The organism is Rhizobium sp. CFBP 13726 (assembly GCF_014841925.1).
GTDB classification, from domain to species: Bacteria; Pseudomonadota; Alphaproteobacteria; order Rhizobiales; family Rhizobiaceae; genus Neorhizobium; species Neorhizobium soli.
In genome coordinates, this window is sequence record NZ_JACYUU010000002.1 from 1,148,885 (window position 1) to 1,174,934 (window position 26,050).

30 protein-coding genes and 1 pseudogene are annotated in these 26,050 nt (G+C 61.1%); 15 read left to right on the plus strand and 16 right to left on the minus strand.

The window, feature by feature from the left end; all coding sequences use genetic code 11:
- Positions 1-145: 145 nt before the first annotated feature.
- The gene (gene hpt / locus IFT66_RS12720) at positions 146-688 is read right to left on the minus strand and encodes a hypoxanthine phosphoribosyltransferase (RefSeq protein ID WP_192077801.1); all 543 of its coding nucleotides are present in this window, start codon (positions 686-688) and stop codon (positions 146-148) included.
- A gap of 41 nt (positions 689-729) precedes the next feature.
- On the minus strand, positions 730-1,431 hold the full coding sequence (locus tag IFT66_RS12725; RefSeq protein ID WP_192077802.1) for a hypothetical protein: 702 nt from the start codon (positions 1,429-1,431) through the stop codon (positions 730-732).
- Positions 1,432-1,638: 207 nt separating this feature from the next.
- On the opposite strand from IFT66_RS12725, the gene ftsE reads away from it, so the two are divergent.
- The 4 genes from ftsE (at position 1,639) to IFT66_RS12745 (ending at position 5,052) form a co-directional block, all read left to right on the plus strand.
- Entirely contained in the window at positions 1,639-2,298 is a 660-nt protein-coding gene (gene ftsE / locus IFT66_RS12730; protein ID WP_062461741.1) for a cell division ATP-binding protein FtsE, read from the plus strand.
- Positions 2,291-3,367 carry a cell division protein FtsX gene (locus IFT66_RS12735; protein ID WP_430257767.1) on the plus strand — a complete coding sequence of 359 codons (1,077 nt, stop codon included), beginning with the start codon at positions 2,291-2,293 and terminating at the stop codon, positions 3,365-3,367. The genes ftsE and IFT66_RS12735 overlap by 8 nt, the downstream gene beginning before the upstream one ends.
- Positions 3,368-3,440: 73 nt before the next feature.
- Positions 3,441-4,175 carry a YdcF family protein gene (locus IFT66_RS12740; RefSeq protein ID WP_062581780.1) on the plus strand — a complete coding sequence of 245 codons (735 nt, stop codon included), beginning with the start codon at positions 3,441-3,443 and terminating at the stop codon, positions 4,173-4,175.
- A gap of 82 nt (positions 4,176-4,257) precedes the next feature.
- Positions 4,258-5,052, plus strand: a complete 795-nt coding sequence (locus tag IFT66_RS12745; RefSeq protein ID WP_062581778.1) for a lysophospholipid acyltransferase family protein — start codon at positions 4,258-4,260, stop codon at positions 5,050-5,052.
- Between the two features lie 10 nt (positions 5,053-5,062).
- On the opposite strand, the gene IFT66_RS12750 is transcribed toward IFT66_RS12745, so the two are convergent.
- A complete protein-coding gene (locus IFT66_RS12750; protein WP_062583033.1) occupies positions 5,063-5,581 on the minus strand; it encodes a gamma-glutamylcyclotransferase in 519 nt (172 codons plus the stop codon).
- A gap of 53 nt (positions 5,582-5,634) precedes the next feature.
- Here IFT66_RS12750 and IFT66_RS12755 point away from each other — a divergent pair, with 53 nt between their 5' ends.
- Positions 5,635-6,639, plus strand: coding sequence for a DUF2125 domain-containing protein (locus tag IFT66_RS12755; protein ID WP_062581776.1), 1,005 nt, complete (start codon positions 5,635-5,637; stop codon positions 6,637-6,639).
- Between the two features lie 15 nt (positions 6,640-6,654).
- Here the strand turns inward: IFT66_RS12755 and IFT66_RS12760 are convergent, their stop codons facing one another.
- From IFT66_RS12760 to IFT66_RS12770, 3 genes are all read right to left on the minus strand, one after another.
- The gene (locus IFT66_RS12760; protein WP_113111787.1) at positions 6,655-7,584 is read right to left on the minus strand and encodes a prephenate/arogenate dehydrogenase family protein; all 930 of its coding nucleotides are present in this window, start codon (positions 7,582-7,584) and stop codon (positions 6,655-6,657) included.
- Between the two features lie 19 nt (positions 7,585-7,603).
- Positions 7,604-8,707 carry a histidinol-phosphate transaminase gene (hisC, locus tag IFT66_RS12765; RefSeq protein WP_192077803.1) on the minus strand — a complete coding sequence of 368 codons (1,104 nt, stop codon included), beginning with the start codon at positions 8,705-8,707 and terminating at the stop codon, positions 7,604-7,606.
- A gap of 80 nt (positions 8,708-8,787) precedes the next feature.
- Entirely contained in the window at positions 8,788-9,549 is a 762-nt protein-coding gene (locus IFT66_RS12770) for a class I SAM-dependent methyltransferase (RefSeq protein WP_113111785.1), read from the minus strand.
- Positions 9,550-9,637: 88 nt separating this feature from the next.
- On the opposite strand from IFT66_RS12770, the gene gloB reads away from it, so the two are divergent.
- Positions 9,638-10,408 carry a hydroxyacylglutathione hydrolase gene (gloB, locus tag IFT66_RS12775; RefSeq protein WP_192077804.1) on the plus strand — a complete coding sequence of 257 codons (771 nt, stop codon included), beginning with the start codon at positions 9,638-9,640 and terminating at the stop codon, positions 10,406-10,408.
- 4 nt (positions 10,409-10,412) lie between these two features.
- Positions 10,413-10,829 carry a cupin domain-containing protein gene (locus IFT66_RS12780; protein WP_192077805.1) on the plus strand — a complete coding sequence of 139 codons (417 nt, stop codon included), beginning with the start codon at positions 10,413-10,415 and terminating at the stop codon, positions 10,827-10,829.
- Positions 10,830-10,850: 21 nt separating this feature from the next.
- Here the strand turns inward: IFT66_RS12780 and IFT66_RS23745 are convergent, their stop codons facing one another.
- The 3 genes from IFT66_RS23745 to IFT66_RS12790 form a co-directional block, all read right to left on the minus strand.
- Positions 10,851-10,976 carry a hypothetical protein gene (locus IFT66_RS23745; RefSeq protein ID WP_274604815.1) on the minus strand — a complete coding sequence of 42 codons (126 nt, stop codon included), beginning with the start codon at positions 10,974-10,976 and terminating at the stop codon, positions 10,851-10,853.
- Positions 10,977-11,203: 227 nt separating this feature from the next.
- Positions 11,204-12,091, minus strand: a complete 888-nt coding sequence (gene yddG / locus IFT66_RS12785; RefSeq protein WP_113111781.1) for an aromatic amino acid exporter YddG — start codon at positions 12,089-12,091, stop codon at positions 11,204-11,206.
- Positions 12,092-12,119: 28 nt separating this feature from the next.
- Entirely contained in the window at positions 12,120-12,896 is a 777-nt protein-coding gene (locus tag IFT66_RS12790) for a DUF3108 domain-containing protein (RefSeq protein ID WP_192077806.1), read from the minus strand.
- Between the two features lie 256 nt (positions 12,897-13,152).
- Here IFT66_RS12790 and rpmB point away from each other — a divergent pair, with 256 nt between their 5' ends.
- Positions 13,153-13,455, plus strand: coding sequence for a 50S ribosomal protein L28 (gene rpmB, locus IFT66_RS12795; RefSeq protein WP_192077807.1), 303 nt, complete (start codon positions 13,153-13,155; stop codon positions 13,453-13,455).
- A gap of 107 nt (positions 13,456-13,562) precedes the next feature.
- The gene (locus IFT66_RS12800) at positions 13,563-14,204 is read left to right on the plus strand and encodes a queuosine precursor transporter (RefSeq protein WP_192077808.1); all 642 of its coding nucleotides are present in this window, start codon (positions 13,563-13,565) and stop codon (positions 14,202-14,204) included.
- 35 nt (positions 14,205-14,239) lie between these two features.
- On the opposite strand, the gene IFT66_RS12805 is transcribed toward IFT66_RS12800, so the two are convergent.
- From IFT66_RS12805 to IFT66_RS12820, 4 genes are all read right to left on the minus strand, one after another.
- On the minus strand, positions 14,240-15,199 hold the full coding sequence (locus IFT66_RS12805; RefSeq protein ID WP_192077809.1) for an esterase-like activity of phytase family protein: 960 nt from the start codon (positions 15,197-15,199) through the stop codon (positions 14,240-14,242).
- Positions 15,200-15,243: 44 nt separating this feature from the next.
- Positions 15,244-17,160 (minus strand): cobaltochelatase subunit CobT, encoded by a 1,917-nt coding sequence (cobT, locus tag IFT66_RS12810; RefSeq protein ID WP_192077810.1) that lies wholly within the window; start codon positions 17,158-17,160, stop codon positions 15,244-15,246.
- Between the two features lie 52 nt (positions 17,161-17,212).
- Positions 17,213-18,205 (minus strand): cobaltochelatase subunit CobS, encoded by a 993-nt coding sequence (gene cobS, locus IFT66_RS12815; protein ID WP_062583028.1) that lies wholly within the window; start codon positions 18,203-18,205, stop codon positions 17,213-17,215.
- Between the two features lie 62 nt (positions 18,206-18,267).
- A complete protein-coding gene (locus tag IFT66_RS12820) occupies positions 18,268-18,915 on the minus strand; it encodes a J domain-containing protein (RefSeq protein WP_174197116.1) in 648 nt (215 codons plus the stop codon).
- Between the two features lie 116 nt (positions 18,916-19,031).
- Here IFT66_RS12820 and IFT66_RS12825 point away from each other — a divergent pair, with 116 nt between their 5' ends.
- Positions 19,032-19,313 carry a BolA family protein gene (locus IFT66_RS12825; protein WP_092659377.1) on the plus strand — a complete coding sequence of 94 codons (282 nt, stop codon included), beginning with the start codon at positions 19,032-19,034 and terminating at the stop codon, positions 19,311-19,313.
- 7 nt (positions 19,314-19,320) lie between these two features.
- On the opposite strand, the pseudogene IFT66_RS12830 reads toward IFT66_RS12825, so the two are convergent.
- From IFT66_RS12830 to IFT66_RS12840, 3 genes and pseudogenes are all read right to left on the minus strand, one after another.
- Positions 19,321-20,184 (minus strand): annotated as a pseudogene (locus IFT66_RS12830) (transporter associated domain-containing protein); the annotation flags it as partial.
- Between the two features lie 20 nt (positions 20,185-20,204).
- Entirely contained in the window at positions 20,205-21,335 is a 1,131-nt protein-coding gene (gene aroB / locus IFT66_RS12835; protein WP_192077812.1) for a 3-dehydroquinate synthase, read from the minus strand.
- A complete protein-coding gene (locus IFT66_RS12840; RefSeq protein WP_192077813.1) occupies positions 21,332-21,937 on the minus strand; it encodes a shikimate kinase in 606 nt (201 codons plus the stop codon). Before IFT66_RS12840 ends, aroB begins: the two co-directional genes overlap by 4 nt.
- A gap of 145 nt (positions 21,938-22,082) precedes the next feature.
- On the opposite strand from IFT66_RS12840, the gene IFT66_RS12845 reads away from it, so the two are divergent.
- The 5 genes from IFT66_RS12845 (at position 22,083) to IFT66_RS12865 (ending at position 26,032) form a co-directional block, all read left to right on the plus strand.
- A complete protein-coding gene (locus tag IFT66_RS12845; RefSeq protein ID WP_092660944.1) occupies positions 22,083-22,241 on the plus strand; it encodes a hypothetical protein in 159 nt (52 codons plus the stop codon).
- 26 nt (positions 22,242-22,267) lie between these two features.
- Positions 22,268-23,209: a site-specific tyrosine recombinase XerD gene (xerD, locus tag IFT66_RS12850; protein ID WP_062461803.1), complete on the plus strand. Its 942-nt coding sequence runs from the start codon at positions 22,268-22,270 to the stop codon at positions 23,207-23,209.
- Between the two features lie 64 nt (positions 23,210-23,273).
- Positions 23,274-24,227: an acetyl-CoA carboxylase carboxyltransferase subunit alpha gene (locus IFT66_RS12855; RefSeq protein ID WP_092659372.1), complete on the plus strand. Its 954-nt coding sequence runs from the start codon at positions 23,274-23,276 to the stop codon at positions 24,225-24,227.
- Positions 24,228-24,431: 204 nt separating this feature from the next.
- Positions 24,432-25,790 carry a L,D-transpeptidase family protein gene (locus IFT66_RS12860; protein WP_192077814.1) on the plus strand — a complete coding sequence of 453 codons (1,359 nt, stop codon included), beginning with the start codon at positions 24,432-24,434 and terminating at the stop codon, positions 25,788-25,790.
- A 5-nt stretch (positions 25,791-25,795) separates the two neighbouring features.
- Positions 25,796-26,032: a sulfurtransferase TusA family protein gene (locus tag IFT66_RS12865; RefSeq protein ID WP_342344768.1), complete on the plus strand. Its 237-nt coding sequence runs from the start codon at positions 25,796-25,798 to the stop codon at positions 26,030-26,032.
- Positions 26,033-26,050: the final 18 nt, after the last annotated feature.

Genomic DNA, 26,050 nt, shown 5'->3' on the forward strand with positions numbered 1-26,050 from the left:
GCTCCCATTTTGTGTATCAATCCGGGAGCAATTCACCAGAGTTTGGTTGTCGAGGAGTAAACAGGCGAGGCTCAAACCGCGCCATGGTTAACACCTTGCGACCGAGCGGCGGCAGATTTCTGCCCCCACCCGAACCCAAGTCAACTCATGCGTCGCCGGTCACGACGCCGACGAAAGGCAGTTCGCGGAACGCGTAGGCGACATCCATGCCGTAGCCGACGACGAAGTAGTCGGGGCATTCGAAGCCGACATAATCCGCTTCCAGATCTTCCTTGCGCTTCACCTTCTTGTCGAGAAGGACGGCCAGCGAGACATGGCGGGCGCCACGCTCATAGAGCAGTTCCTTGGCGAATTTCAGCGTGCGGCCGGATTCCAGGATGTCGTCGATCAGAAGAACATCGCGGTCCTTCACGTCGCTGTCGATATCCTTGACGATGCGAACGCCCTGCGAGACCGTGCCGGTGCCGTAGCTCGAAAGTGTGATGAACTCCACTTCCGGTGCAAGGCCCGTCTCATGCAGCGCGCGCAGAAGATCCGCTGCGAAGATGAACGAGCCCTTCAGGACGGCGATGACGAGCAGATCCTTGGTGGGACCGGTCGCAATTTGCGCAGCGATTTCGTGATTGCGCACGGCGATCTGTTCGGCAGTGAAAAGCGGCTCGATGTTTTTGCCGCGGACGACGGGCATGCGGATACTCCTGATAGATCGGAAGCGCCGCGATAGCACAATCAGAGGCGGGACGCATCCCGTTCCGCAAAGGTGAGGCGCAAATCCGGGAGTTTTCCGCCGGGATGCGGCACCCGCGCCGAAAACCCGCGGCTGTGGCCGGCAGCAATGGCGGAAGCCGGCGGGGCAATCAACGTCGAGGCGACCAGCGTGTCGCCGGCCATGAATTCGGCCCGGATCGCGGGCATGGTCTTTGCGTCACTGGTCCGGTTCTCGACGATTCCGTTGATCAGTAGAACCCGCATGCCATCCGCATCGCGTGGCGTCATGGTGATGTGAGTAATATCGAGCGATGGCTCGGCTTGGGCTTCTCCGCTGTCGTTGAACAGGAACGAGAAGCCACCGGCACTCGCAAACACCAGCACGAAAGCGGCAGCCACAAGAGCGCAGAACAGATCGGCCGAAAGCGTATTCAGCACGCGCTCGACCTTGCCGACGAAGCCATTCGGCACCGGGGCCGGAGCACCGGACCTCACCCTCTCTGCAGGCTTACCGGTCGCCCGGTTCTTGGTCCTGTTGTCTGAATTGTCGTTGTGCGAACGCGGTCTGGACCGCTGCCACCCGCCATCAGTCACGGGCACGAACTGCGCATCCACCACGGGACCACGCGCCTTCACCCGGCCCTTGGGGCCTGTTGTGATTTCGGGCGGCAGGATGTCCATGCGGACAATCGTCTTGCCGGCGCGGCTGCTGAACGTGTTCATCGGACCTCTTCGGCGCCGCTTGTCCCCCGATATCGAAAGAGGCGGCCATTGAAACGAATCCCCCCTAGTCGTAAATTCGATTGGTTAACCGTTTGCAAACAGCGCCCGAAATAAGCCCTTTTCGGCCGGCGTTTTACCTTTCGTTTACCTTCATCGTTAAGAGATGGTCAGGTGCGAATCTGAAGGGTTCAGGGATTTGGTCTTCCGTTGATTCATTTCGAAAATGTTGGATTGCGATACGGCATGGGCCCGGAGATTCTCCGGGACATGACGTTCGACATCCCGAAACGGTCATTTCAGTTCCTGACCGGCCCATCGGGTGCCGGCAAGACGACGCTTTTGCGCCTGCTTTTCACCTCACTCTACCCCACCCGCGGCATCATCCGCATGTTCGGCCGCGAGCTGTCGCAGATCCCGCGGAGCGAGCTGCCGATGCTGCGCCGGCGAATCGGCATCGTCTACCAAGACTTTCGCCTGCTCGACCATCTGACCACCTATGAGAACGTCGCCCTGCCGCTTCGGGTGCGCGGCAAGGACGAGGCGTCCTATCGCAATGACGTGATCGAGCTCCTCAAATGGGTCGGCCTCGGCGAGCGCATCAATGTGCTTCCCGCGGTGCTTTCAGGCGGCGAAAAGCAGCGTGCGGCGATTGCCCGTGCGCTGATGGACCGTCCGGAAATCCTGCTCGCCGACGAACCCACCGGCAATGTCGACCCGCCCATGGCCCGCCGGCTGCTCAGCCTGTTCCTCGAGCTCAACCGGCTCGGCACCGCCGTCGTCATCGCGACGCACGATCTGGCGCTGATGGATCAGGTCGATGCACGGCGGATGATCCTCACCGAAGGGCGGCTCGATATCTATGAATGAGCCGCGCCCTCCCAAGAAGACCAAACCGGCTAAGACGGAGAAAGCACCGGCACCGGCAAACGCTTGGCAGGAGAAAGGCGCCGAGACAGCGACCGACCAGGGTCCGCGCCGCGCCTCGATGCGCGTGCGCCCGACAGCCCCGATCCTGCCTCCCTCCAATATCCAGGGCAATGCGCTGATGGTGGTGATCGCCATCATGGCCTTCCTCGCATGCCTGACGCTCGGCGGGGTCAGCATGGTTCGCGCCACCGCGGCCGGCTGGCAGAGCGAGATCGCCCGCGAAATCACCATCCAGATCAAGCCGGACGATGGCCTCGACATGGATGCGGCGCTGAAGAAGGCGCGCGATGTCGCACTCACCTTCGTCGGCACCCGCGACGGCACGATCATGGACGACAGCGCCACCGCCCGGCTGCTGGAACCGTGGCTCGGCACCGGCCTCGATCTTGCCGACCTGCCCGTGCCGAGGCTGGTCATCATCACAATCGACGAGCAGAACCCGCCGGATTTCGGGGCCATGCGTGACCTCCTGAAGACCGAAGTGCCGCAGGCCTTCCTCGATGACCACCGCACCTGGGTCGATCGGCTTGTGTCGATGGCCCGCACCACCGTGCTGATCGGCATGGGCGTGCTGATCCTGGTCTTTACCGCGATGATCCTGACCGTCGTCTTTGCCACCCGCGGCGCCCTCTCCGGCAACCGGCATATCATCGAAGTCCTGCATTTCGTCGGCGCCGAAAGCGGTTTCGTCGCCCGCGAATTCCAGAAGCATTTCCTAAAGATCAGCATCAAGGGATCGGCAGCCGGCGGCGCGCTGGCCGCACTGCTGTTTGCGGCCGCCAATCTGTGGCAGTCGAATTCCCGCGCGACGCCCCAGAGCGAGCAGGCGACAGCCTTGTTCGGTTCCTTCACGATCGGATTCGGCGGCTATCTCGGGATCTTTGCGACGATCCTGGTGATCGCCCTTCTGACGACGCTGACCGCCCGCCTGACTGTGATGAAAACGATCGACGAGATCGACCTGATCCGCTCCGATCCGGCACGGGCGGATGGCGCGCCGAAATCATAACCCGCACGTGTTTTTTGAAGTGAACCCGTTGTGGGACTAGGCGACAACGAAATCTAGGTCTATCAACGAAATCATGACACTCGGCCAGACCCCTCCCGATGTGACGGACGACCGGACTTCGGACCGGAGACGAAGGGCTTTGCTCTCGCGCCGGAGCACGTTTAGACGAATAGCAAGACGGATCGTCATGGTGGCGTTTATCTGCGTTGCGATCGTCGTCGGCGGCTTCCTCTGGTTCGCGGACGCGGTCACATCGTTGCGAGCGCCCGATGGCGTCAAGGCCGATGCAATCGTTGTTCTGACAGGTGGATATCTGCGCATAGAACAGGCGCTCGGTCTGCTGCGCGACGGGGCCGGCAGGCGGCTTCTGATTTCCGGCGCGCATCCATCCACCACGCCGACGCAGATCCGCAAGGTCACGCAGGCCTCGCCCGATCTCTTCAAGTGCTGCGTCGATATCGGCTATGATGCGATCGATACGATCGGCAATGCCAACGAGATCTCGCGCTGGATCCACGACAACGACTACAAATCCGTGCTCGTCGTGACCAACAACTACCACATGCTACGCAGTCTGCACGAACTGCGCCGCGCAGATCCCGCGACGGAATTCATTCCCTATCCGGTCATCAATGCAGATCTCGCTCGCCGCGCCTGGTTCGCCGAGCCGGATACGCTGCGCACGATGCTGTCGGAATACGTCAAGGTGGTGCTGGCAACCATTCGCGACTGGGTGGGCATGCAGAAGGGCAGCGGGCTTCGAACCGACGGCGATCCGACCGGGTCGGTGCCGAAAAAATCTCCCTGATCTGAGCAGGCCGTCGATCTCGCGCTTTTGTCCGCTCGAGTTCTCGTGTAGGCAACGGGCAGTCTGCAAGAAAGCCCGTTCCATGCTTCTCATCCGCTCCGTCGTGTTCAATACCGCCTTCTACGCCAACATGATCCTGCGGATGATCGTGTTTGCTCCCTATTATTTCCTCGCATCGCGCAAGGCCGCATTCAGCGTTCCCAAGGGCTGGGCTTCGTCCAGCAACTGGCTGATGGGCAAGATCGTCGGTGCCACTTTCGAAATCGAGGGCCTCGAGAACATTCCGGAAGGCGGCTGCATCTTTACGCCCAAGCACCAGTCTGTGTGGGACACCTTTGCGCTGATGCCCCACTATCCCGACCCGGTCTATATCCTGAAGCGCGAGCTTCTGTGGATCCCGTTGTTCGGATGGTACCTGGCCAGGCAGCGGATGATCCCGGTCAATCGCGGCGCCCGCGGCAAGGTCATGGTCGAGGTGATGAAGCGCACCAAGGAAGAGATGGCGAGCGGCCGCCAGCTGATCATCTACCCTGAGGGAACCCGTCGCTCGCCTGGCGCCGAGCCGGACTATCGTTACGGCATCGCCCGCATCTATCGCGATGCGAAGGTTCCGGTCGTCCCGGTCGTTGCCCATTGGGGCCTGTTCTGGGGACGCCGCAAGCTGGTAAAATATCCGGGCCATTTCAAAGTCCGCATCCTTCCGGCCATCCCGCCTGGAATGGAGCCGGATGCCTTCTACAAGCACCTGATCGAAACGCTGGAAACCGCAAGCGACCAGTTGCTGGTCGAAACCGTGGCGGCGAACCCGCATCTGCCGCTGCCGCCGACGGCGTCGAAACGTCTGGCGGAACTGAAAGCGCAACAAACGCCGGTTTGAGCGGGGAACTTCAGGCCGCAAGCGCTGCGGCAACCCCTTCCAGCCACAGGTCGCGAATACCGATCTGGGCGAGATGCTCGACGGTGTTGAACACATAGGCATCGTTTGGGCCGGACTGGCCGGCCGCCTGACGCACGATGCCAGCTGCTTTCTCGACATCCATCGCACCGGCATATTGCCGGTGCGAACGATCGACCACATAGGTGACGGCCTTCACCTGCCGCCCGTCCATCAGCGTGATCGGCACGATCTTTTCGAGATAGACATTGGTGACAAGTTCGCGACGACGCAGATACTCGATCGCATCGTCCCATGCGTCACCTGCCACCCGGAAGGCCGCACCCCTGCACGATCCGCCACGATCGAGCCCCATGACCAGACCCGGACGATCCGGCGTTCCACGGTGCACTGTCGACCAGATGCACAGCGACCGGCGAAAGCCGTAAACGCGGGCCTGCGCCTTCTCTTCGAACGGAAAGCCCGGGTTCCACATCAGCGATCCGTAGCCAAACACCCAAAATTCGTCCATATCGCACGCCATGCCGTCATCGAGATTTGCGAAAAGACCTTTGGGAGAACAACATGGCAGCGTCAAGCCGAAGCGGCGTCAGCAGAAAACTATGGATCCTGGCGAGTGCCGTCATTCTGGCGATAGCCCTTTATACGGCAGGCTGGTTCTATGCCGCATCGGTCCTGAAGCAGAACACGCTGGCGCTCCTGGGCAGCCAGCAGAAGCGCGGCATCGTCGCCGAATGCACCGATGCCGAATATCGCGGCTATCCTTTCCGGATAGGCCTGTTCTGCTCCAAGGTGACGGTGGATGACCGTGAAAACGGCATTTCGGGCACGTTCGGCGCTTTGCGCTCGGCAGCCCAGGTCTATGCGCCTGGTCACATCGTCTGGGAACTCGACGCACCCTCTGAAGTCCGCACCAGCCATGGCTTCTCCGTATCCACCACCTGGAAATCGCTGCAATCCAGTATCGCTGCCAAGCTGAAAGGCGTCGAGCGGGCGTCAATGGTCATCGAGGGCTCGCGCGCAAGCGTCGTTTCCGCGACGAACACCCAGCCCTTCGACATCACCACCGACCGGACGGAAATCCACCTGCGCCAGAACGGCGACGATCTCGATGCCGCGATCTCGCTCGACGGCACCTCGACGACAGCCGAGGGCATGGCAGAGCTTCTGCCCAAGCTCAACGCTCTCGTGGACGTGACGCTTGCCGGTCGCGCCGGCATGATTGACGGCAGCGATCCGAACGGTACAGCACTCTACAATACCAAGGGCGAGCTTCGTTCCCTGAAGGCCGATCTCGGCGAGGGACGGGTTGCCACTATCTCCGGCCCCTTCTCCTTCGATGACGAAGGGCGCATGTCAGGCAAGCTCAAACTGCGCGTGGAAAAGATCGACGCGTGGCAGCAGAGCCTCGGCGAAGTGTTTCCGGATCTCGCATCGACCATCAAGACCGCGGCAAACATGCTGGCAGCGCTCGGCGGTGGTGAAAATGCCTCGCTCGACATCACCATCCGGCGCGGCAAGGTTCTGGCCGGCGGGCTGATCCAGATCGGCGAAATTCCGCGGATCTAGTGCAGACAGACCTGCTTATTTCTTCACATCCAGTGCGTGCCGGCCAAAGTCCGGCGCGTCCACATCCTGGCCGGCCTGAACGATGGAGCGGCGGATGGTGCGGGTGCGGCTGAAGAGTTCGAACAGCTTGTCGCCCTCGCCCCAGCGGATTGCCCGCTGCAGGTAGGCAAGATCTTCCGAAAACCGGGCCAGCATTTCCAGGATCGCATCCTTGTTGTGCAGGCAGACGTCCCGCCACATGGTGGGATCGGAGGCCGCAAGACGCGTGAAATCGCGGAAACCGGAGGCGGAATACTTGATGACTTCCGATTCGGTGACCGTTTCCAGATCATCCGCCGTGCCGACGATATTATAGGCGATGATATGGGGCAGATGCGAAACGATCGCGAGCACCTTGTCGTGGTGTTCGGGATCCATCTCGTCGATGCGCGAACCGAGCGCCACCCAGAAAGCCTTCAACTGCTCGAGCGCCGCCTGATCCGTTTCCGGCAGCGGCGTGAAGATGCACCAGCGATCGCGAAACAGACCCGGAAAGCCCGCATCCGGACCGGACTTCTCGGTACCGGCCAGCGGGTGACCGGGAATGAAATGCACGCCATCAGGCATATGCGGCGCCATCTGCGCGATAACCGAAGCTTTGGTTGAACCCACATCGGTGACGATCGCACCTGGCTTGAGGCTGCCCGCAATCTGCTTTGCGACCGTTTCCGACGCACCAACGGGAACGGAGACGATGACGAGATCGGCATCCTTCACCGCGTCAGCTGCAGACGCGGTATATTCGGTGCCAAGCTCCAGCTCTTCGGCTCGCTTCAGCGTGTCGGCGCTGCGTGTCGAGATGACGACGTGATTGGCGAGCCCGAGCTCCTTCACGTCGCGCGCAATAGATGAGCCGATCAGGCCGATGCCGATCAGAGCGATCCGATCGAACTGCGGATGGGTCATGATGTCGGTCCCGTTGCTGTCAGCGTGCCAGAAATTCGCCGAGCGTTTCGATAACGCCGCGATTGGCCTCTTCCGAGCCGATCGTCATGCGCAGCGCGTTCGGCAGGCCATAGCCCTTGACGACCCGCAGGATATAGCCACGGCTGGTGAGGAAGGCATCGGCATCCGGCGCACGCTTGCCGTCCAGATCAGGGAAGTGGATCAGCACGAAATTGGTGACCGACGGCGTGACCTTGAGCCCGAGCGTCTCGAACGCATGGGTCAGCTTGTCGAGCCAGAGCGTGTTGTGCTCGACGGCCTTCTCGACGAACGCCCGATCGCGGATTGCCGCAGCACCTGCGGCAATCGCCGGCGCATTCAGGTTGAACGGTCCGCGAACACGGTTGAGCGCATCGAGGATCGCGGCCGGGCCGTACATCCAGCCGATCCGCAGCGCCGCAAGACCATAGGCCTTCGAGAAGGTCCGGCACATCACGACGTTCTTGCTGTTCGAAACGAGCTCAAGACCGGCCTCGTAATCGTTCTTCTTCACGTATTCCGCATAGGCCGCGTCGAGAACGAGGATGACGTTTTTCGGCAGGCCGGCATGCAGGCGGCGGATGTCGGAAACCGGGACATAGGTGCCGGTCGGATTGCCCGGATTGGCGATGAACACCATCTTCGTGTTTTCCGTCACAGCCGCGAGGATCGCGTCGACATCGACGGTGCAATCCTTCTCCGGCACTTCGATCGCCTTGGCGCCGGCACCGGTGATCTGGATCTTGTAGACCAGGAACCCGTGCTGGGTGATGATCGCCTCGTCGCCGGCACCGAGATAGACATGGCACAGCAGGCCGAGCAGTTCATCCGAACCATTGCCGCAGATGATGTTGGCAGCGTTCAACCCGTGCACCGAGCCGATCGCTTCGCGCAGCGCCAAGGCCTGGCCATCCGGATAGAGTTCGAGGTGACCGGCTGCCTCGCGAAAGGCTTCGATCGCAGCGGGGCTCGCACCAAGCGGCGTTTCGTTGGACGAGAGCTTGAACACGCGCGCAACGCCGGGAGCATGATCCTTGCCGGGCACATAGGCGGCGATATCCAGAATGCCTGGACGCGGAACGGGCTCACTCGCAACGATGCTCATCGATTGGACCTTCTCGGTAATGTCTGTGGGCAGGGTATGCTCAGGCATTAAAGCTCAAAAGGCCCAATGTCGAGCCGGTTTTAAGAGCCTTTGGGTGTCTCGGGCTGCGTCCGCGTCGTCGGCACGCCGCGCGGTGCCATGACCGGCACGAACACACGTCTCGACGCGCGGGCTGCCACCGGCAGACCCTGATACAGCCGCTTTTGCGCCTCCAGCACGATGACGCCGGAAAACACCGGCCAGAAGCGGCGACCGATACGATCGAACACCTGCCGCATCTTCATGATCGTCCGCGCTTTTGACGGCGGAAAGAACAACGCCTCGGCGCTGGCGCCCGGCGTGAAGTTCGTCTCGCGCATCAGCGTCGTCAACTGCCCGCGCGAATAAGGGCGACCGGAGCCGAAGGGCGTATGTTCCATGCGGGCCCAGACGCCGCGACGGTTGGGAACGACGATCACCAGGCGCCCGCCTGGCGCCAGCACCCGCCAGATTTCCTTCAGCGTCTCACGCGGATTTTCGGCAAATTCCAGCGAATGCACCAGCAGCACGCGATCGACCGAACTGTCCGGCAGCGGCAATTCCTCGTCGAACACCAAAGCCGTGCTCGAAAGCTCGCCCGGCGGCCAGTTCACCGCCCCCTGCCCGGCCGGCATGAAAGCGAAGGTGCGCTCGGTATCGGCCCGGAAGTGATCGAGATAGGGCACCGCGTATCCAAGCCCGACCAGACGCTCCTCCGGCAGGCGCGCCCAGAGCGACGACAACGCCACGACGATCGACTGCTCGGCGAACCGGCCAAGGGCAGAATGATAGAACTCACGCAGATCGACGATATCGACGGACAAGATTAATTGCTCGCTGAAGGTGGTTGGACTTCAAGGCACCAGTCTCTACATTGTCTGCCAAGTGGAATTGAGCAAGAGGTGAGGCAGAATGAAGCCGTTGGAACTCGAAGTTTTTCCCTGCCGGAGCGATAATTTCGGCGTTCTCGTGCACGATCCCGAAAGCGGACTGACCGCTTCGATCGATGCGCCGGAAGAAAAACCGATCATCGAGGCCGCCGCCCGCCGCGGCTGGACGATCACCCACATCTTCACCACCCATCACCACACCGACCATGTGGAAGCAAACCTTGTGCTGAAGCAGAAGTTCGGACTGGAGATCATCGGCCCCGTCAACGAGGCGGTCGCGATCCCCGGCCTCGACCGGACAGTTGCAGATGGCGATGAGTTCCATTTCGGCGACCATCTCGTTCGCGTCATCGAAACGCCCGGGCACACGGCCGGCCATATCTGCTTCCATTTTCCGGACGACAAGATCCTGTTTGCCGCCGACACGCTGTTTGCGCTCGGTTGCGGCCGCCTGTTCGAGCGGCCCGCTGCCGACATGTGGTCTTCGCTGCAGAAGCTAGCTGTTCTACCGGATGAGACGGCGATCTATTTCGGCCATGAATACACGCTCTCCAACGCACGTTTCGCGCTGACGATCGATCCGGACAACGAGCGGCTGAAGACCCGCGCCGCCGAGATCGAAGAACTGCGCGCCGACGGAAAGTTCACCATTCCGACGATGATGGGCCTGGAAAAGGAAACCAACCCGTTCCTGCGCCCCGCCGATCCCGCGATCCGCCGCAACCTGATCATGGAAGGCAAAACCAACGAGGAAGTGTTTGCCGAAATCCGCAAGCGCAAGGACAATTTCTAAAGCGATGACTGCGCAAGAGATCATCACCATACTCGGCATGCAGCGCCACCCGGAAGGCGGCTGGTATGCGGAGACGTTTCGCGATGGCGACGGCACCGGGCGCGGCGCCTCGACAGCGATCTACTATCTGCTGCAGGCCGGCGAGAAATCGCACTGGCATCGGGTGCGCGATGCAGCGGAAGTCTGGCACTATTATGCCGGCGATCCGCTGCTTCTGAAGATCTCGGATGGAACGACCGTCGAGGAAATCCGGCTCGGTGTGGATCTATTGAACGGCGAGCGTCCACAGGCGGTAGTGCCGGCCGATGTCTGGCAGGCAGCAGAACCCCTCGGCGCCTATACGCTGGTGGGCTGCACCGTGGCGCCGGGATTCGAGTTTGCGAGCTTCGAGATGGCAGCGCCTGGCTGGGAGCCGGGTTAAGGGCGCTGGAAAAGGATCGGCTTATTCAGCAGGAGGAAGCTTGCGTTTGCGCTCTTCACTCTTCACGAAAAAATACGCGTAGGCAGATCCAACCGCCGCGATCGAGAGCGGCAAAACGATGAATGCATAGATCTGCAAGCCAGTCATAGCAGCCTCCGTAAAATGAACCTTCCTACGAAATGTAGTATGCCTGCCGTGAAAAGCCAACAGGGGCCGGCGATTGAAAGCACCCATAAGTTCCCGACCGAGCTTGCCGGCGCATAGATCGCCGCCGCGATCGGCGCGAAGACGCCGACTGTCAGGGAGGACGTGGACGCACGATCAAATGCGTTGGCGACATATTTTACGCGTTCGTTGTCTGCCGCCGACATACTTTACTCCACCGGAAGCTGAACTGGTTTCCTCGGCCGCAGCATATCACGTGCAGCGAGCACCGCTCCACCGGTGATCAGCACGCAGGCCGCGAGAATGCGCCAGTCCGGTTCGGCAAAGCCCGAAAGCACCAGGATCAATGTCGAGAGCAGCGGCGCGGCATAGCTTGCGGCGCCGATCACCTGGATATCGCCGTTCTTCACGCCATAATCCCATGCGTAGAAGGCGGCGCCAACCGGCAGCAGGCCTAGGCCGACGACCGCCGCCCACTGGCTGGCGTCTGCCGGCCAGATCGTGGTCTCCAGTGCCAGATGGCACACAAGCGACAACAGGGACGTGGCGAGGCAGAACCCCGTCACCACATCGGTCGAGACACGGTCGAAGCTGCGGGTAAGCAGCGAGTACCCCGCCCAGGTGAAGGCGCAGATAAATGCCGTGCCATAACCCAGCGTATAGGCACCGTCGAACGACAGGCCGTTGCGCGAGACGATGGCAATCGTGCCGCAAAGCCCGGCAACCGCACCGGCGACGTGGTACCAGCGCAGCCGCTCGCCCGGCAGGAGCGCCGAGCCGACGACGATGAGCAGCGGCCAGAGATAGGCGATCAGACCCGCCTCGACCGCCGGCGCATTGCGCAGCGCGGTAAAATACAGAAAGTGGTAGCCGAATAATCCGCCGATCCCGATGATCCACACCTTGGCGGGCTGTTTGAGCAACCGGATGCGCTGCGGCCTGAAGGCGAACAGGATCAGCCCCGGCAGGCTGCCGATCGCAAACGTCATCGCATTCATCTGGAACGGCGGAACCTTGCCGGATGCCGCCGTCATCAGCGCCAAAAGCGACCACATCAGAATGGCCGTAAAACCGATCAGCGTACCCCGGATCTTCACTATGCCTCCTTCGGCATGAGCCGATCTGCTAATCGCCAATCTTCACGGCCGTCACGTAGAGCGGCCCCATCCTGGTCGGGATACGGGCATAGACGGGAGCATATACATTTGCGCCCTCGGCCTTGGCAAACCAGATTTCCATCGGCGTCTTGCGCAGATACTCGATATCTGTGCGTCCGCGACGGAACCCGGATTTGGGCGTATAGCGGATCGAGCAGACGATGGCCTCTCCCTTGAACCCTTCCGCCGCAAACGGCTTGGTGCCCATCGGCGACAGCACCAGATCCATGCGCGATTCACCGTCATAGATCGGCAACCGGTTCGGGCAGATCTTGGCATCCGCCGGAAAGATCAGGCCGCTCAACGGGTCGAGCACGGCGCGAAGATCCTTGTCCGTCACGGGCACCCAGTTTTCCCGGTTGCGACGCGGCGGCGGGGTGACCTTCGTATCGGTCACATTACCGTTGCTGTAGGAGATATCGTAGACGCGCTTCCTCTTTCCGACATTGTAGACAAGATTATAGCGGTCAGCCTGCAGCTTCTGGCCCTCGATGCGACCCGTCACGCTGGTTTCCGCCGAAACCTTGCTGATGATATCGGCGATACCTGACGATTTGAACGTTCCGTTGATCTTGTACTGGCCGCCGTCGAATTCGCTCGAAAAGCTCGCCGTCGCGATCGGCAATATCCCGAGCGTGATACTGTAATGGCTGACCTGCCGGGTTTCGGCCGCCATCGAAGGCGTTGCTGCACCGAAACTCACAAGAGAGGACAGGGCGACGGCGAAATATGTGCGAGAAAACATGAACGGCCCTGACGGATGAGATGGAAGCGACTTGCCTGGCGATAGTGACTGACCATAATGGCAAGAAAACAGCGACGCGCCAGCCGCAAAAGCACCAAGCGACGCCTTGAGAGTCGGAAACACAAGGTTTTGGCTTGACGCGCCGGACCTCACTGACTATAGAACCGCAACTTTCCAATCAGGACCAATTGGATCGGCATGTCGGGCATTGCCCGGAAATTGCTTCCGATTGCAGAATAGAACAAAGGTGTATCCCATGTCTCGTGTATGCGAACTGACCGGCAAGGGCGTAATGACCGGCAATAACGTCAGCCATGCCAACAACAAGACCCGTCGTCGGTTCCTGCCGAACCTGTGCCAGGTCACTCTGATCTCCGATTCGCTCGGCCAGCGCTTCCGTCTGCGGGTTTCCGCTCACGCGCTTCGCTCCGTTGAGCATCGCGGCGGTCTCGACGCGTTCCTTCTGAAGGCCAGCGAGACTGAGCTTTCGATGCGCGCTCGTCTGCTACGTCGCCAGATTGCCAAGAAGACTGCAGAAACAACGACTGCTGCTGCTTAATCAGCGCCTTCGACATCACCGGCTTTGAAGAGGGCTTGACCGGATAACCGGACAAGCCCTTTCTCATGGCCATATCCGCAACTGGTGGCATACCCCAGGATAAAAAAATGCAAGCGAAACGCTATACCCTTATCTATGCCCTGCTCATGGCAGCGGTCGTCGTCGCCTCGAACTTCCTCGTGCAGTTTCCTGTCACCGGAAGTCTTTTCGGAGTAGCCCTAGGCGATCTCCTGACCTGGGGCGCTTTTACCTATCCCTTCGCCTTCCTCGTCACAGACCTCACCAACCGCCAGTTCGGAACGACAATCGCACGACGTGTGGTTCTCGTCGGCTTTATCTTCGGTGTGACGCTGTCGCTCTGGGCATCCGCCCCGCGCATCGCGATCGCGTCGGGCACCGCCTATCTGGTCGGCCAGCTGCTGGATATCTCGGTGTTCAACCGCCTGCGTCGCCAATCCTGGTGGCAGGCACCTCTTGCCGGCTCCCTGCTCGGCTCGGCGCTCGATACGCTGCTGTTCTTCTCGCTGGCATTTGCCCCGATCTTCGCCTTCCTCGGCGCCAATGACGACTTTGCCGTCGGCTGGTCTCCGATCCTCGGGGCGCTTTCGACAGAAGCACCGCGCTGGATCTCCTGGGCGCTCGGCGACCTCGTGGTCAAGATCCTGGTCGGGATCGTGCTGCTGCTGCCCTACGGCGCGCTGATGACCGTGTTGCGGCCGATGCCGCAGGTCACGGCAAAGAGAGCTTGACATCATCAGAGGGGAGCCTGGCGCTCCCCTTTTTTTTATTCCGACAGCCGGAATTCCAGCATCAGGTTGCGCTGCAGGAAATTGCCGTTGTCGTCGGAGACGAGGATGAGATGCGGGCGGCCGTCGGGCGCCTCGATCACGTCGAGACCTTCCATATTGTCGATCGCGGAGGTCATGTCCGCTTCGAGCAGGACTTCGCCGTCGATTTCGGCACCCGGACGGATCTGCGCGCCATCGAAGCGACGGATGCGCATGCCGAGGCCGCCGAGAAAGCTGAAGCGGCGCTCCAGCAGCAGGAAGTCACCATTAGGCAGAAACGCGCCATCGGTTGCGTCATAGGGGTCGTGACGGACGATCTTGAAAACGCCCTTCAGCGGTCCTTCGAGAATGGCTGCAAACATGTTGCCATTTTGATCGAGGCTGTGTTCCGTCACCGTCACGAGCGAACCCTTGAGCGGGCTGTCTATAGGCGAGAGCGCCAGCGTTTCCATGCCGGCATTCATCCGCAATTCCCTACGGGGAAAGACGAAGTCTATGGTGCGCGTCGGGCCTGAAGCCTCGAAACCGGGATCCGGATAGGTTTCGATGCGGTGCAGCTGCTCGAAGCTTACCATTGCCTCGCCCTTACGCAGGGCAAGACCCTCCGCATCCGAATGGAACTTCGACCCCGGCCGCCCGCCCCTGTAGAGCAGTGGCGACACCTGCAGGCGGCTGAGACCCGAGAGACGGCCCTCCGCATCCCGTTCGATCTGCCCGGTCAGCCAGTGACCGGTATCGAGCACCGAAACAAAACTCTTACCGTCCGGACGGAATCGGATCGCGGATAGCGATTGCAGCATGCTGTCATTTGAGGAGAACTGCAGCCCGCCCAAAAATTCGAGCTTGCCGAAACGGGTGGCGTCAGAGCCCGTCTTGAAACGGGAAATGGTATGGACACTCGCCCCTACATCAGGACCTGCGGCACCGGCCGGCAGAGCGGCCAGTGCAGTCGACATCAGAGCCGCAGCTACGGCGACGCGGAAGGACTTCACCGAAGCCCTCAGCCTGCCCGTCGCATACGGCCACCGCGGGCGCCACGGGCGCCCTGTGCCGACGACTTATCGGCAAAGAGTTCGGCCAACTGCTCGGTCATCGCACCTGCCAACTCGTCTGCGTCGACGATGGTCACGGCATTGCGATAGTAGCGCGTCACATCATGGCCAATGCCGATCGCCAGAAGCTCGACAGGCGACTTGGTCTCGACCTGTTCAATGACGGCGCGCAGATGCCGTTCCAGATAATTGCCCGGATTGACCGAAAGCGTCGAATCGTCGACCGGCGCGCCATCGGAGATCATCATCAGGATCTTGCGCTGTTCCGGCCGCGCGATGAGGCGGTTATGCGCCCACATCAGCGCTTCGCCGTCGATGTTTTCCTTGAGCAGGCCTTCTCGCATCATCAGACCGAGATTGCGGCGCGAGCGGCGCCATGGCGCATCGGCGGACTTGTAGACGATGTGGCGCAGATCGTTGAGACGGCCAGGCGTCGCAGGCTTGCCGTTCGCAAGCCAGTTCTCGCGGCTCTGGCCGCCCTTCCAGGCTTTGGTGGTAAAGCCGAGGATCTCGACCTTCACGCCGCAGCGTTCCAACGTGCGCGCAAGGATGTCGGCGCAGGTTGCCGCAACCGTGATCGGACGGCCGCGCATGGAGCCGGAATTGTCGATCACCAGCGTCACGACCGTATCGCGGAACTGCGTATCGCGTTCTTTCTTGAAGGACAGCGGCTGCATCGGATCGATGATCAGGCGCACCAGGCGGGCCGGATCGAGATAGCCCTCCTCCAGGTCGAAATCCCAGGAGCGGTTCTGCTGCGCCATCAGGCGGCGCTGCAGCCGGTTGGCCAGACGGCCGACGGCGCCCTGCAGATGCGCAAGCTGCTTGTCGAGGAATGCGCGCAGCCGCTCAAGTTCGGCTTCGTCGCACAGTTCTTCGGCGGTGATTTCCTCGTCGAATTCCTGCGTGAAGATGTGATAATCCACCTTCTCGTTGAAATCGTCGAACGGGCTGTTGGGGCGGCGGGTTTCGCCTGGCGTCTCGGAGTGATCGTCGCTTTCGTCGGACATCTCCTCGTCCGACATTTCGGCGCCGTCCATCTCGCCTTCGTCCATGTCGTCGTCGGCAACGTCGCTCTGTTCGGCGGGCGCGGCGTCCGATCCGGCTTCTTCCTCGACTTCCTCGTTCTCGGTCTCGCCGCTGCTCGGCTGTTCCTCGTCGTTCTGGTTGTCGATGTCTTCAGGCTCGCTGTCGTCGCTGGCGAGATCCTCGGCCATCTGCATGGATGACAGCATGCGGCGCACGACCTTGGAAAAGGCCTGCTGGTCCTCGATGACATTTCTCAGATTGTCGAGATCGCCCGACGCCTTGTCCTCGATGAACGGACGCCAGAGGTCGAGCACCTTGCCGGCGCTTTCGGGCGGCTTCACGCCGGTCAGCTTCTCGCGAACCAGCATGGCGATCGCTTCGCCGATGGGTGCGTCTTCCTGACGCTCGATGCCGGTGAAATTCGCCTTGGCGTATTTTTCCTGATGCATCGAGTTGAGGTTGGAGGCAACGCCTATCATTCGCAGCGCGCCGATCGATTCGATCCGGGCCTGCTCGACCGCATCGAACACGGTGCGCGCATCCGATCCCTGGGGCGCCAGATTGGCATGCACGGCCGTATCGTGGCAGGCAATCCGCAGCGCCATGGAATCGCCGAGACCGCGGGTGACGGCGAGCTCATGGGCCGTCGGACGCCTGGAGATTTCAGGCAGACGAATGCGATCACCGGCAAGGCCAGGGCGCTCGTTGGCGAACGACACCTCGACCTCGCCATTGGCGGCAATCGACCGGACGCAGCCGGTGATCGCCCGGCGCAATGGCTCGATATCGACCATGCCGCTGGACTTGGGCTTCGAATTGTCTCCACGACCTGACATGGCCTGCATTTCCTTCGCTTGGCGCGTTAGGTCACGCCCCTGCCGACGTTCATTAAGCGCCAAGAACCATGTTCGCGGCACTTTCCTTGAGCTCGACGCCGAAGGCGCGCTGATACTGTTCGGCCACCAGCGTGCGCTCAAGCTCGTCGCACTTGTTGAGGAAGGTGATGCGGAAGGCGAAGGCGACATCACCGAAGATCTCGGCATTCTCTGCCCAGGTGATGACCGTACGCGGGCTCATCACGGTCGACAGGTCACCGTTTATAAAGGCGGAGCGGGTGAGATCAGCCACGCGCACCATCTTTGACACGGTCTCGCGACCTTCCGCCGTCTTGCCGAACGACTTCACCTTGGCGGCAACGATATCGACTTCCTTCTGGTGCGGCAGGTAGTTCAACGTGGTGACGATCGACCAGCGGTCCATCTGTGCCTGGTTGATCTGCTGGGTGCCGTGATAAAGGCCGGTCGTATCGCCCAGACCGACCGTGTTGGCGGTCGAGAAGATGCGGAATGCAGGGTGCGGACGAATGACGCGGCTCTGGTCGAGGAGCGTCAGGCGGCCCGACGATTCCAGCACGCGCTGAATGACGAACATCACATCCGGGCGGCCCGCATCGTATTCGTCGAACACAAGTGCGACATTGTGCTGGTAGGCCCAGGGCAGGATGCCGTCCTTGAATTCGGTAACCTGCTTGCCGTCCTTCAGCACGATCGCGTCCTTGCCGACGAGATCGATACGGCTGACGTGGCTGTCGAGGTTGACGCGCACGCAAGGCCAGTTGAGGCGTGCCGCAACCTGCTCGATATGGGTCGATTTGCCGGTCCCGTGGAAACCGGACACCATGACGCGTCGGTTATGGGCAAAGCCTGCAAGAATGGCGAGTGTCGTGTCGCGGTCGAAAAGGTAGTCCGGATCGAGGTCCGGAACATAGGGGTCGCCGTGGCTATAGGCGGGAACCCGCAAATCGGAATCAATGCCGAAAACTTCCCGGACGGAGACTGTGGTGTCGGGAAGGTTGGAAATGTCTAAGTCGATCTTGCTCATCATAACTCCAGGGCACGGGCAAATGTCCGGCCTTCATCCTCGCTGCCATATGTTTTTACGGCTTAGCAGAAACCCGCCTGCTTCAACAACTGGTATGCTTGAATGACGGCGCGAAAACGGTCTTCAGACCCGCGGTCTCCGCCATTGGCATCCGGATGGTGCTTCTTGACCAGTTCCTTGTAACGCCGCTTGATATCCGTTGAATTCGCGTTTGCCGTCAGTTCCAGCGTATCGAATGCCTTGGCTTCCAGCGTTTTCAGCTTGCGTCCCTGCGTCTCGAACCGTCCACCGGTGCCCGCACGGGCCTGGGAAACAAAGCCGAACGGATCTTTGAAACGCTGCTGCGCGTAAGCAGTTCCGCTGGCACCGCCTGCACTGGAACGCGCGCTCGAATGCAACGGCCCGTCTTTCGCCGCCTTGTTGACGCCAACTGTCCATGTGGGGCGATGACCGGTGATCGCCTCCTTCTGGTAGCGCGCAATCTCGCCATCCGACAGGCCGGAGAAATAGTTGTAACCCTTGTTGTATTCCTTCACATGCTCGAAGCAGAACAGGAAGAACTGTCCTTCCGCATTTCGACCCACGGGCGCGCGGTGGGCGCCGGGCTTGTCGCACCCGTCCCACTGGCAGGTCGGAGCCTGCGCAGCCGTTTCCTGCTGCCTGTTCCGGCGCGTCCGGATACGGTCGAAATATTTGGAATCGAGTTTCATAAGGCTCCTATTATGGGGCCGCCGAGAAGTCGGGACAAGAATTGACAAACCGGTTTGTTGCTGGTTTCTGAGATGCCCTTCTGCGTCGCCCTGTCTGCCATCAAAGGAAGCCGAACATGACCGTAAGAGCCCGCATCGAAGCTACGCTTCGCGACAACCTTGCCCCCGATCGGCTCGAGGTGATCGACGAGAGCCAGCATCACGCCGGACATCAGCCGGATATTACAGGAACCGGCGAGACCCATATGCGGGTGCGGATCGTGTCTCCGGCATTTGCGGGAAAGAGCCGTATCGACCGGCACCGGGCCGTGAATGCGCTGCTGAAGCCCGAACTCGACGCAGGCCTGCACGCGCTGGCGGTGGAAGCCGCGGCACCGGGCGAAGCGACGCGCTGGTAGCGGAGACTTATTCGCCGGGTAGAGCCGTCTCGACTGCCGGGCGGATCCTCAGCCGCGTGATGCGGTTCTTCTCGCGCTTCAGGACGATGAAGCGCTTGCCGTGGAAGGTGAAGGCCTGGCGCTCTTCGGGGATCAGCTTGGATTCGTGGATGACGAGGCCGGCAATGGTCGTCGCCTCCTGATCGGGCAGGCTCCAGCCGAGCGCCCGGTTGAGATCGCGGATCGGCACCGAGCCATCGACGAGGATCGAGCCGTCCGCTTCCTGGCGCACGCCGCGGACCTCGATATCGTGCTCGTCTGCGATATCGCCGACGATTTCCTCGAGAATATCCTCCAGCGTGACGATGCCCTGCACCTCGCCATATTCGTCGACCACGACGGCGAAATGCACCTTGCGCTTCAGGAACGCTGCAAGCTGGTCCTTGAGGCTGGTACTGTCAGGCACAAACCACGGCCGCTGGGCGATCTTCACGACATCGACAGGGGCCCCGTCGGCCTCCACGTCGGCAAGTGTGCGCAACAGGTCCTTGGCATGCAGCACGCCGATGATGTTTTCGGTCGAATTGCGCCACACCGGCATGCGGGTATAGGGGCTTTCGAGCACGGTGCGCACGAGAACCTCAGGCGGATCGTCGGCGTTCAGCGCGCGCATGACGGTGCGATGCCGCATAACGTCGGAGACTTCGAGCTCCTGAAGCTCGAACAGACCGCTCAGCCGGTTGCGGTCCCGCTGCACCGGATCGCGCTCCCGGTGCCTGGCCTCGAGTGCGGAATGCAGATCGTCGCGGTCCGCAAAGACCAGCGTTTCCGGCGACAGCGTCAGGCCGGACATGCGAAGCAGGCGGCGGATGACCGCGTTCAGCAGGCGCGATGGCAGGCTGCGTTTGGCGCTCATCGGCTCCGCTTTTCGTCAAGGAAGCTCAGCACTTCGGAAGACGGCACATCATCAGCGACGAAGGACTGGCCGATCCCGTGGGTGAGGATGAAGGTGAGCTTGCCGCTCTTGACCTTCTTGTCCTGCGCAATCGCATCGAGAAGCCTCTGCGTCGGCGGCAGTTCGCCCGGAATATCGCTGATCCTGGTCGGCAGGCCGACGGCTTTCAGATGCGCCTCGACGCGGCTTGCATCATCAGGGCTTGCAAGGTTCATGCGCGCCGAAAACTGGTAGGCCAGCACCATGCCGATCGCGACGCCTTCGCCATGAACGAGGCGCTTCCCATCATATTCGACGGCGGCTTCCAGCGCATGGCCGAACGTGTGGCCGAGATTGAGGAGCGCACGACGGCCGGTCTCGCGCTCGTCTTCGACCACCACATCGGATTTCGACTGGCAGCTTCTGGCAATCGCCTCGATCCGCTCGGGCTCGCCTGAGAACACGGCCTTCCAGTTCTTTTCCAGCCATTCGAAGAAATCCGGCTGGTCGATCAGCCCGTATTTGGCGACTTCGGCATAGCCTGCGCGAAACTCCCGCTCCGACAGCGTGTCGAGTGCTGCGGTATCGGCGAGAACCAGATCCGGCTGGTGGAAGACGCCGAGCAGGTTCTTGCCGTGACGGGTGTTGATGCCCGTCTTGCCGCCGACGGACGAATCCACCTGCGCCAGAAGCGAGGTGGGGATCTGCACGAAGCGCACGCCGCGCCGCACGATGCCTGCGGCAAAACCTGCGAGATCGCCTATCACGCCGCCGCCAAGCGCGATCACGGCATCGTTACGTTCGATCCGGGCCGACAGAACCATGTCGCACACCGTTGACAGGTGTTCGAGGCTCTTGGTCTTTTCGCCGGCCGGCAGCGTCAGCGACACGGCTTCGATACCGTCGGTCTGCAGACTGTCCATCAGCGCTTCGAGATAGAGCGGCGCCACATTTTCGTCCGTGACGATGGCTGCACGGCGACCTTTCAGCCGCGAGGTGATCTCGCCGCCGGCGCGCTCGATGAGGCCGGGGCCGATCAGAATATCGTAGGCGCGCCCTTGGAGCAGCACATGCACCAGGCGTTCGGAAGCACGGGAGGTTTCGTTCATGGCATGTCACCTGTCTTTGCAAGGCCGGCCTTGGGAAGCCCGGCCAGCGCTTTTAGCACCTCGTTGACCATCACGTCCTTGCGGACATTATGCGACAGCACGGTGAGATCGGCTTCGGCATAGATCGGGTAGCGCTGGATCATCAGGTTCTCCAGCGTCTGCTTCGGGTTTTCGGTTTTCAGAAGCGGGCGGTGATCGCGCCGGTTGACGCGCTCCCACAGAACATCCAGATCCGCTTTCAACCAGAGCGAAACGCCGCCGGCCTTGATCTGCGCGCGGGTCGCCTCGTTGATGAAGGCACCGCCGCCGGTCGAGACCACCCGCGGTCCCTGCTTCAGCAACCGCTCGATGACCCGCGTTTCCAGCGCCCGGAACTCCGTTTCGCCGTATGATGCGAAAAGCTCCGAGATCGTCATGCGGGAGACTTTTTCGATTTCCGCGTCCGTATCGACGAAGGGCACGTTGAGAGCCTGGGCGACCAGCTTTCCGATCACCGACTTGCCCGCTCCCATCAGGCCGACAAGGGTCAGGTTGCGGCCATCGAGTGCCGCGCTCGCCCGCTGCTTGAGGGACTGTTCCGCAATGGATGCAACTTCGTTCATCGTCTCGTCCGTTTGCGAAACGGTATCGACAAATGCGGGATGGGCGTCAAGCCGCGCGGCGCCTGAAACACCGCCCTCACCGTTTCTTCTTGTCGATCTATAAACATTTACGGATATAGTGCAGCGCAACGAAGCGGAGTTCTCGATGCCTACCCTGTTCCGGTTTCTATTCGTGCTCGCGGTGATCGCTGGCATCATTTACGGAAGCATGGTGGCACTGGTCTTTCTGGTGGAGCCGCGCGAACGCGATGTCACGGTGCGCGTGCCCTCCGAACGGCTGAACCCGCCCGCCCAGAAGCCCTGACCGCCTGACAAGGATAGGACGAACCAATGGCCGACCTGTCTCGCGCTCACATCGAAGCCTTTCTGGAAATGATGAGCGCCGAACGCGGTGCGGCGATGAACACGCTCTCCTCCTATGAACGCGATCTGGAGGACATGCATTCCTTCCTCGCAACCCGCAAATCGACGCCGTCGTCTGCGCAAAGCGGCGATCTGTCGGCCTATCTCGGCCATCTCGGCAAGCAGGGCTTTGCCGCGTCCTCGCAGGCAAGACGCCTTTCTGCCATGCGGCAATTCTACAAGTTCCTCTATGCCGAAGGCCTGCGCACCGACGATCCGACCTCCATTCTGGACGCGCCGAAAAAGGGGCGCTCGCTGCCCAAGATCATGACTGAGGCAGACGTGACCCGTCTCTTAAGTCTTGCCATGGAGGAAGCGGCACAACCGGGACCCGATCAGATTTCCCGCGCCCGCATGCTGGCGCTGCTCGAGCTTCTGTATGCAACGGGGATGCGGGTGAGCGAACTCGTCTCACTGCCGGCAAAGGTGCTGGACCAGGAAGGCCGGTTCCTGATGGTGCGCGGCAAGGGCAACAAAGAACGGCTGGTGCCGCTCTCCCGCTCGGCCATCGCCGCGATGAAGGTTTATGGCGAAATGCGGAGCAGCCGCGAAAAAGATGCGGACAGCATCTGGCTCTTCCCTTCCAGCAGCAAGGAAGGTTATCTTCCCCGCCAGGTTTTCGCCCGCGACCTTAAGGGACTGGCGGCGCGGGCGGGCTTAAAAACCGCTGCGATCTCGCCGCATGTGATGCGCCACGCGTTTGCAAGCCATCTTTTGGCAAACGGCGCCGACCTTCGCGTGGTGCAGGAACTGCTTGGACATTCAGACATTTCCACCACTCAAATATACACGCATGTCCTGGAAGAACGGCTTCGCCAGACGGTGCAAACACATCACCCTCTTGCAAAACAGGCCAAAAACCGGGATTAGAAGCCCCGATCGAAAATTGGAACGCTACGTTCCTCAAGAGAAAAACAACCGGAAACCGGATCTCATGCAAACGTATCTCGACTTCGAAAAGCCAATCTCTGACCTCGAGGGCAAGATCCACGAGCTCAAGAAGCTCACGGACGAGAATGAAGGCATAGACACGACCGACGAGATTACCCGCCTTGAAGGCCGGGTGAAGGAAGCGGTCAAGGACATCTATTCCAAGCTCGGCGCCTGGGAGAAGACGCAGGTTGCCCGCCATCCGCAGCGCCCGCATTTCGTCGATTATGCCGCAAAGCTGTTTACCGATTTCACGCCGCTTGCCGGCGACCGCAATTTCGGTGAGGACGCGGCGATCCAGGCAGGCCTTGCCCGTTTCAACGGTATGCCTGTCGCGCTGATGGGCCAGGAAAAGGGTCACGACACCAAGAGCCGCCTGAAGCACAATTTCGGCAGCCCGCGTCCTGAAGGCTATCGCAAGGCGATCCGCATCATGGAAATGGCCGACCGCTTCGGTCTTCCGATCATTTCCCTGATTGATACGGCAGGCGCCTATCCGGGCGTTGGCGCGGAAGAGCGCGGCCAGGCGGAAGCCATCGCCCGCTCGACGGAAATGTGCCTTGGCGTGAAAGTCCCGTTGATCTCGATCGTCATCGGCGAAGGCGGCTCCGGCGGTGCGATTGCCATCGCCACCGGCAACCGGGTCTACATGCTCGAGCACTCGATCTATTCGGTCATCTCGCCGGAAGGCGCCGCCTCCATCCTGTGGCGCGATTCGACCCGCGCCCGTGAAGCTGCGACTAACATGAAGATCACCTCCGACGACCTGAAGGGTCTCGGCATCATCGACGAGATCATTCCGGAGCCGATCGGCGGCGCGCATCGCGACCCGGAAACCGTTATTGCTGCCACCGGCAAGGTGATTGCTTCGGCTCTGGAAGAACTTGGGAAGCTCTCCGGCATCGAGTTGCGCAACCAGCGCCGGCAGAAATTCCTCGATATCGGCCGCAACCTGTAGGATTAGGCGTAAAACCGATCGTCTGCCCCTGAAATTGCCAAAATCGCCGGTATAGGACTTTGGGAATTGCCGGTGTGCGGTGAAAACCGCGGCGGTTTTGCTAGACAGCCGCGTGCAAGCGTTTAAGAAGATGTAAAGCTTACCGTCTTATTGATCGTGTCTCGTACGGTTTTGTTCGCCATTCCTGATATGTGGTTTGTCTCGATGCGCCTGAAACACATCGCCTTCGCCCTTCTTGTCGCAACGGCCCTTACCGGCTGTAACGATACGCTGGACTCTGCAAAGATCGATCTCTCGACCGTCAAGAACAAGAAGGAGCAGCCTCTTCCTTCCAGCATCGTTGCCGAGATGCAAAAGAGGAACATGCCGCGCCAGTCGCCGATCATGATCCGCATCCTCAAGGAAGAGGGTAAGCTCGAGATCTGGAAGGCGAAGGCCGACAACCGCTTCGACGTCATCAAGAGCTATGACATCTGCGCCTGGTCCGGAAAGCTCGGACCGAAGGTGAAGGAAGGCGACCGTCAGGCGCCGGAAGGCTTCTACAGCCTGACCCCTGCGCACCTGAACCCCAATTCGCAGTATTACCTCGCCATCAACACCGGCTTCCCGAACCGCTATGACGCCGCCAACGGCCGCAGCGGCACCAATCTGATGATCCACGGCGCCTGCTCGTCGTCGGGTTGCTACTCCATGACCGACGAACAGGTTCTGGAAATCTACGCCTTTGCACGCGACGCCTTCAAGGGCGGCCAGACCTCGATCCAGCTGCAGGCGCTTCCCTTCCGCATGAGCGCGGAAAACATGGTGCGCCACCGCGACAACCAGAACTACGACTTCTGGAAGATGATCAAGACCGGCTACGACAATTTCGAAGTGACGAAGCGCCCGCCGGAAGTGAACGTCTGCGAAAAGAAGTACGTTTTCAACCAGCAGACCGACAGCAACGGCAAGTTCGCACCGGCCGCCGCCTGCCCGACCATGTCGACGCCGCCGACGCTGGTATCCGCACTGTCGTCCTATTCCAAGACCTACGACCTCGCCTATCAGAAGGCGATGGACAAGTATGACGGCAAGGTCTGGTACGAACCGACGGAAGCCGAGCGCAAGGCCGTCGTTGCCGGCAAGCGCAAGGGCCGTGAACTCGCCTATGCACCAACAGGCACGTCGCTGGAAGCCGGCAAGCTGCTGAGCCAGTCGGAATTCAAGCAGATGATGGAAAAGCGCATGGCCGCAACCGGCGAGAAGCCGGCGACCACCGTGCTTGCCTCCGCTGGCCCGACGTCTGCCCGTACAGCCTCGATCAACGAGCGCATGATGGTAAAGCAGGACCGCCTGCCTGCAACGACGACCGGCTCGATTGCCAATACGCAGTTGCGTGGCGCCCAGACCGCCAGCGTTCCATCGGCGCCGGCACCACAGGCTGCAACGCCGACCGTTCAGACAGCGCAGGGCACGACCGTTGCCGTTCCTGTGCCGGAACAGAACCCGCTTGCCTATACGGCAACACAGCCGGTGACCGAGACCGCCAAGAAGCCCGCCTGGAAGTTCTGGTCCAAGGACTGACGCCAGTGCGTGGGGAAGCCCTCGGAGAGACCTATGATCTTCGCGGGCTGAAATGCCCCCTGCCCGTGCTGAAGACCCGCAAGCGTCTGAAGTCCATGGAGACGGGCGCGTCTCTTACCCTGGAAACCACCGATCCGCTTGCAGGCATCGATATCCCGCATTTCTGCAGCCAGGACGGCCACGTCCTGCTCTCGTCCGAGCGGACCGAGACGGGCCACAGGTTCGTGATCCGCAAGGGTTGATCCCGGCGACAGGCTCAA

Bases quoted from the DNA above. Each gene is read 5' to 3' on its own strand.
- hpt (WP_192077801.1), bottom strand. From the start codon at position 688: ATGCCCGTCGTCCGCGGCAAAAACATCGAGCCGCTTTTCACTGCCGAA.
- IFT66_RS12725 (WP_192077802.1), bottom strand. From the start codon at position 1,431: ATGAACACGTTCAGCAGCCGCGCCGGCAAGACGATTGTCCGCATGGAC.
- IFT66_RS12735 (WP_430257767.1), top strand. From the start codon at position 2,291: ATGAATGAGCCGCGCCCTCCCAAGAAGACCAAACCGGCTAAGACGGAG.
- IFT66_RS12740 (WP_062581780.1), top strand. From the start codon at position 3,441: ATGACACTCGGCCAGACCCCTCCCGATGTGACGGACGACCGGACTTCG.
- IFT66_RS12745 (WP_062581778.1), top strand. From the start codon at position 4,258: ATGCTTCTCATCCGCTCCGTCGTGTTCAATACCGCCTTCTACGCCAAC.
- IFT66_RS12750 (WP_062583033.1), bottom strand. From the start codon at position 5,581: ATGGACGAATTTTGGGTGTTTGGCTACGGATCGCTGATGTGGAACCCG.
- IFT66_RS12755 (WP_062581776.1), top strand. From the start codon at position 5,635: ATGGCAGCGTCAAGCCGAAGCGGCGTCAGCAGAAAACTATGGATCCTG.
- IFT66_RS12760 (WP_113111787.1), bottom strand. From the start codon at position 7,584: ATGACCCATCCGCAGTTCGATCGGATCGCTCTGATCGGCATCGGCCTG.
- hisC (WP_192077803.1), bottom strand. From the start codon at position 8,707: ATGAGCATCGTTGCGAGTGAGCCCGTTCCGCGTCCAGGCATTCTGGAT.
- gloB (WP_192077804.1), top strand. From the start codon at position 9,638: ATGAAGCCGTTGGAACTCGAAGTTTTTCCCTGCCGGAGCGATAATTTC.
- IFT66_RS12780 (WP_192077805.1), top strand. From the start codon at position 10,413: ATGACTGCGCAAGAGATCATCACCATACTCGGCATGCAGCGCCACCCG.
- IFT66_RS23745 (WP_274604815.1), bottom strand. From the start codon at position 10,976: ATGACTGGCTTGCAGATCTATGCATTCATCGTTTTGCCGCTCTCGATC.
- IFT66_RS12790 (WP_192077806.1), bottom strand. From the start codon at position 12,896: ATGTTTTCTCGCACATATTTCGCCGTCGCCCTGTCCTCTCTTGTGAGT.
- rpmB (WP_192077807.1), top strand. From the start codon at position 13,153: ATGTCTCGTGTATGCGAACTGACCGGCAAGGGCGTAATGACCGGCAAT.
- IFT66_RS12800 (WP_192077808.1), top strand. From the start codon at position 13,563: ATGCAAGCGAAACGCTATACCCTTATCTATGCCCTGCTCATGGCAGCG.
- IFT66_RS12805 (WP_192077809.1), bottom strand. From the start codon at position 15,199: ATGTCGACTGCACTGGCCGCTCTGCCGGCCGGTGCCGCAGGTCCTGAT.
- cobT (WP_192077810.1), bottom strand. From the start codon at position 17,160: ATGTCAGGTCGTGGAGACAATTCGAAGCCCAAGTCCAGCGGCATGGTC.
- cobS (WP_062583028.1), bottom strand. From the start codon at position 18,205: ATGAGCAAGATCGACTTAGACATTTCCAACCTTCCCGACACCACAGTC.
- IFT66_RS12820 (WP_174197116.1), bottom strand. From the start codon at position 18,915: ATGAAACTCGATTCCAAATATTTCGACCGTATCCGGACGCGCCGGAAC.
- IFT66_RS12825 (WP_092659377.1), top strand. From the start codon at position 19,032: ATGACCGTAAGAGCCCGCATCGAAGCTACGCTTCGCGACAACCTTGCC.
- aroB (WP_192077812.1), bottom strand. From the start codon at position 21,335: ATGAACGAAACCTCCCGTGCTTCCGAACGCCTGGTGCATGTGCTGCTC.
- IFT66_RS12840 (WP_192077813.1), bottom strand. From the start codon at position 21,937: ATGAACGAAGTTGCATCCATTGCGGAACAGTCCCTCAAGCAGCGGGCG.
- IFT66_RS12845 (WP_092660944.1), top strand. From the start codon at position 22,083: ATGCCTACCCTGTTCCGGTTTCTATTCGTGCTCGCGGTGATCGCTGGC.
- xerD (WP_062461803.1), top strand. From the start codon at position 22,268: ATGGCCGACCTGTCTCGCGCTCACATCGAAGCCTTTCTGGAAATGATG.
- IFT66_RS12855 (WP_092659372.1), top strand. From the start codon at position 23,274: ATGCAAACGTATCTCGACTTCGAAAAGCCAATCTCTGACCTCGAGGGC.
- IFT66_RS12860 (WP_192077814.1), top strand. From the start codon at position 24,432: ATGCGCCTGAAACACATCGCCTTCGCCCTTCTTGTCGCAACGGCCCTT.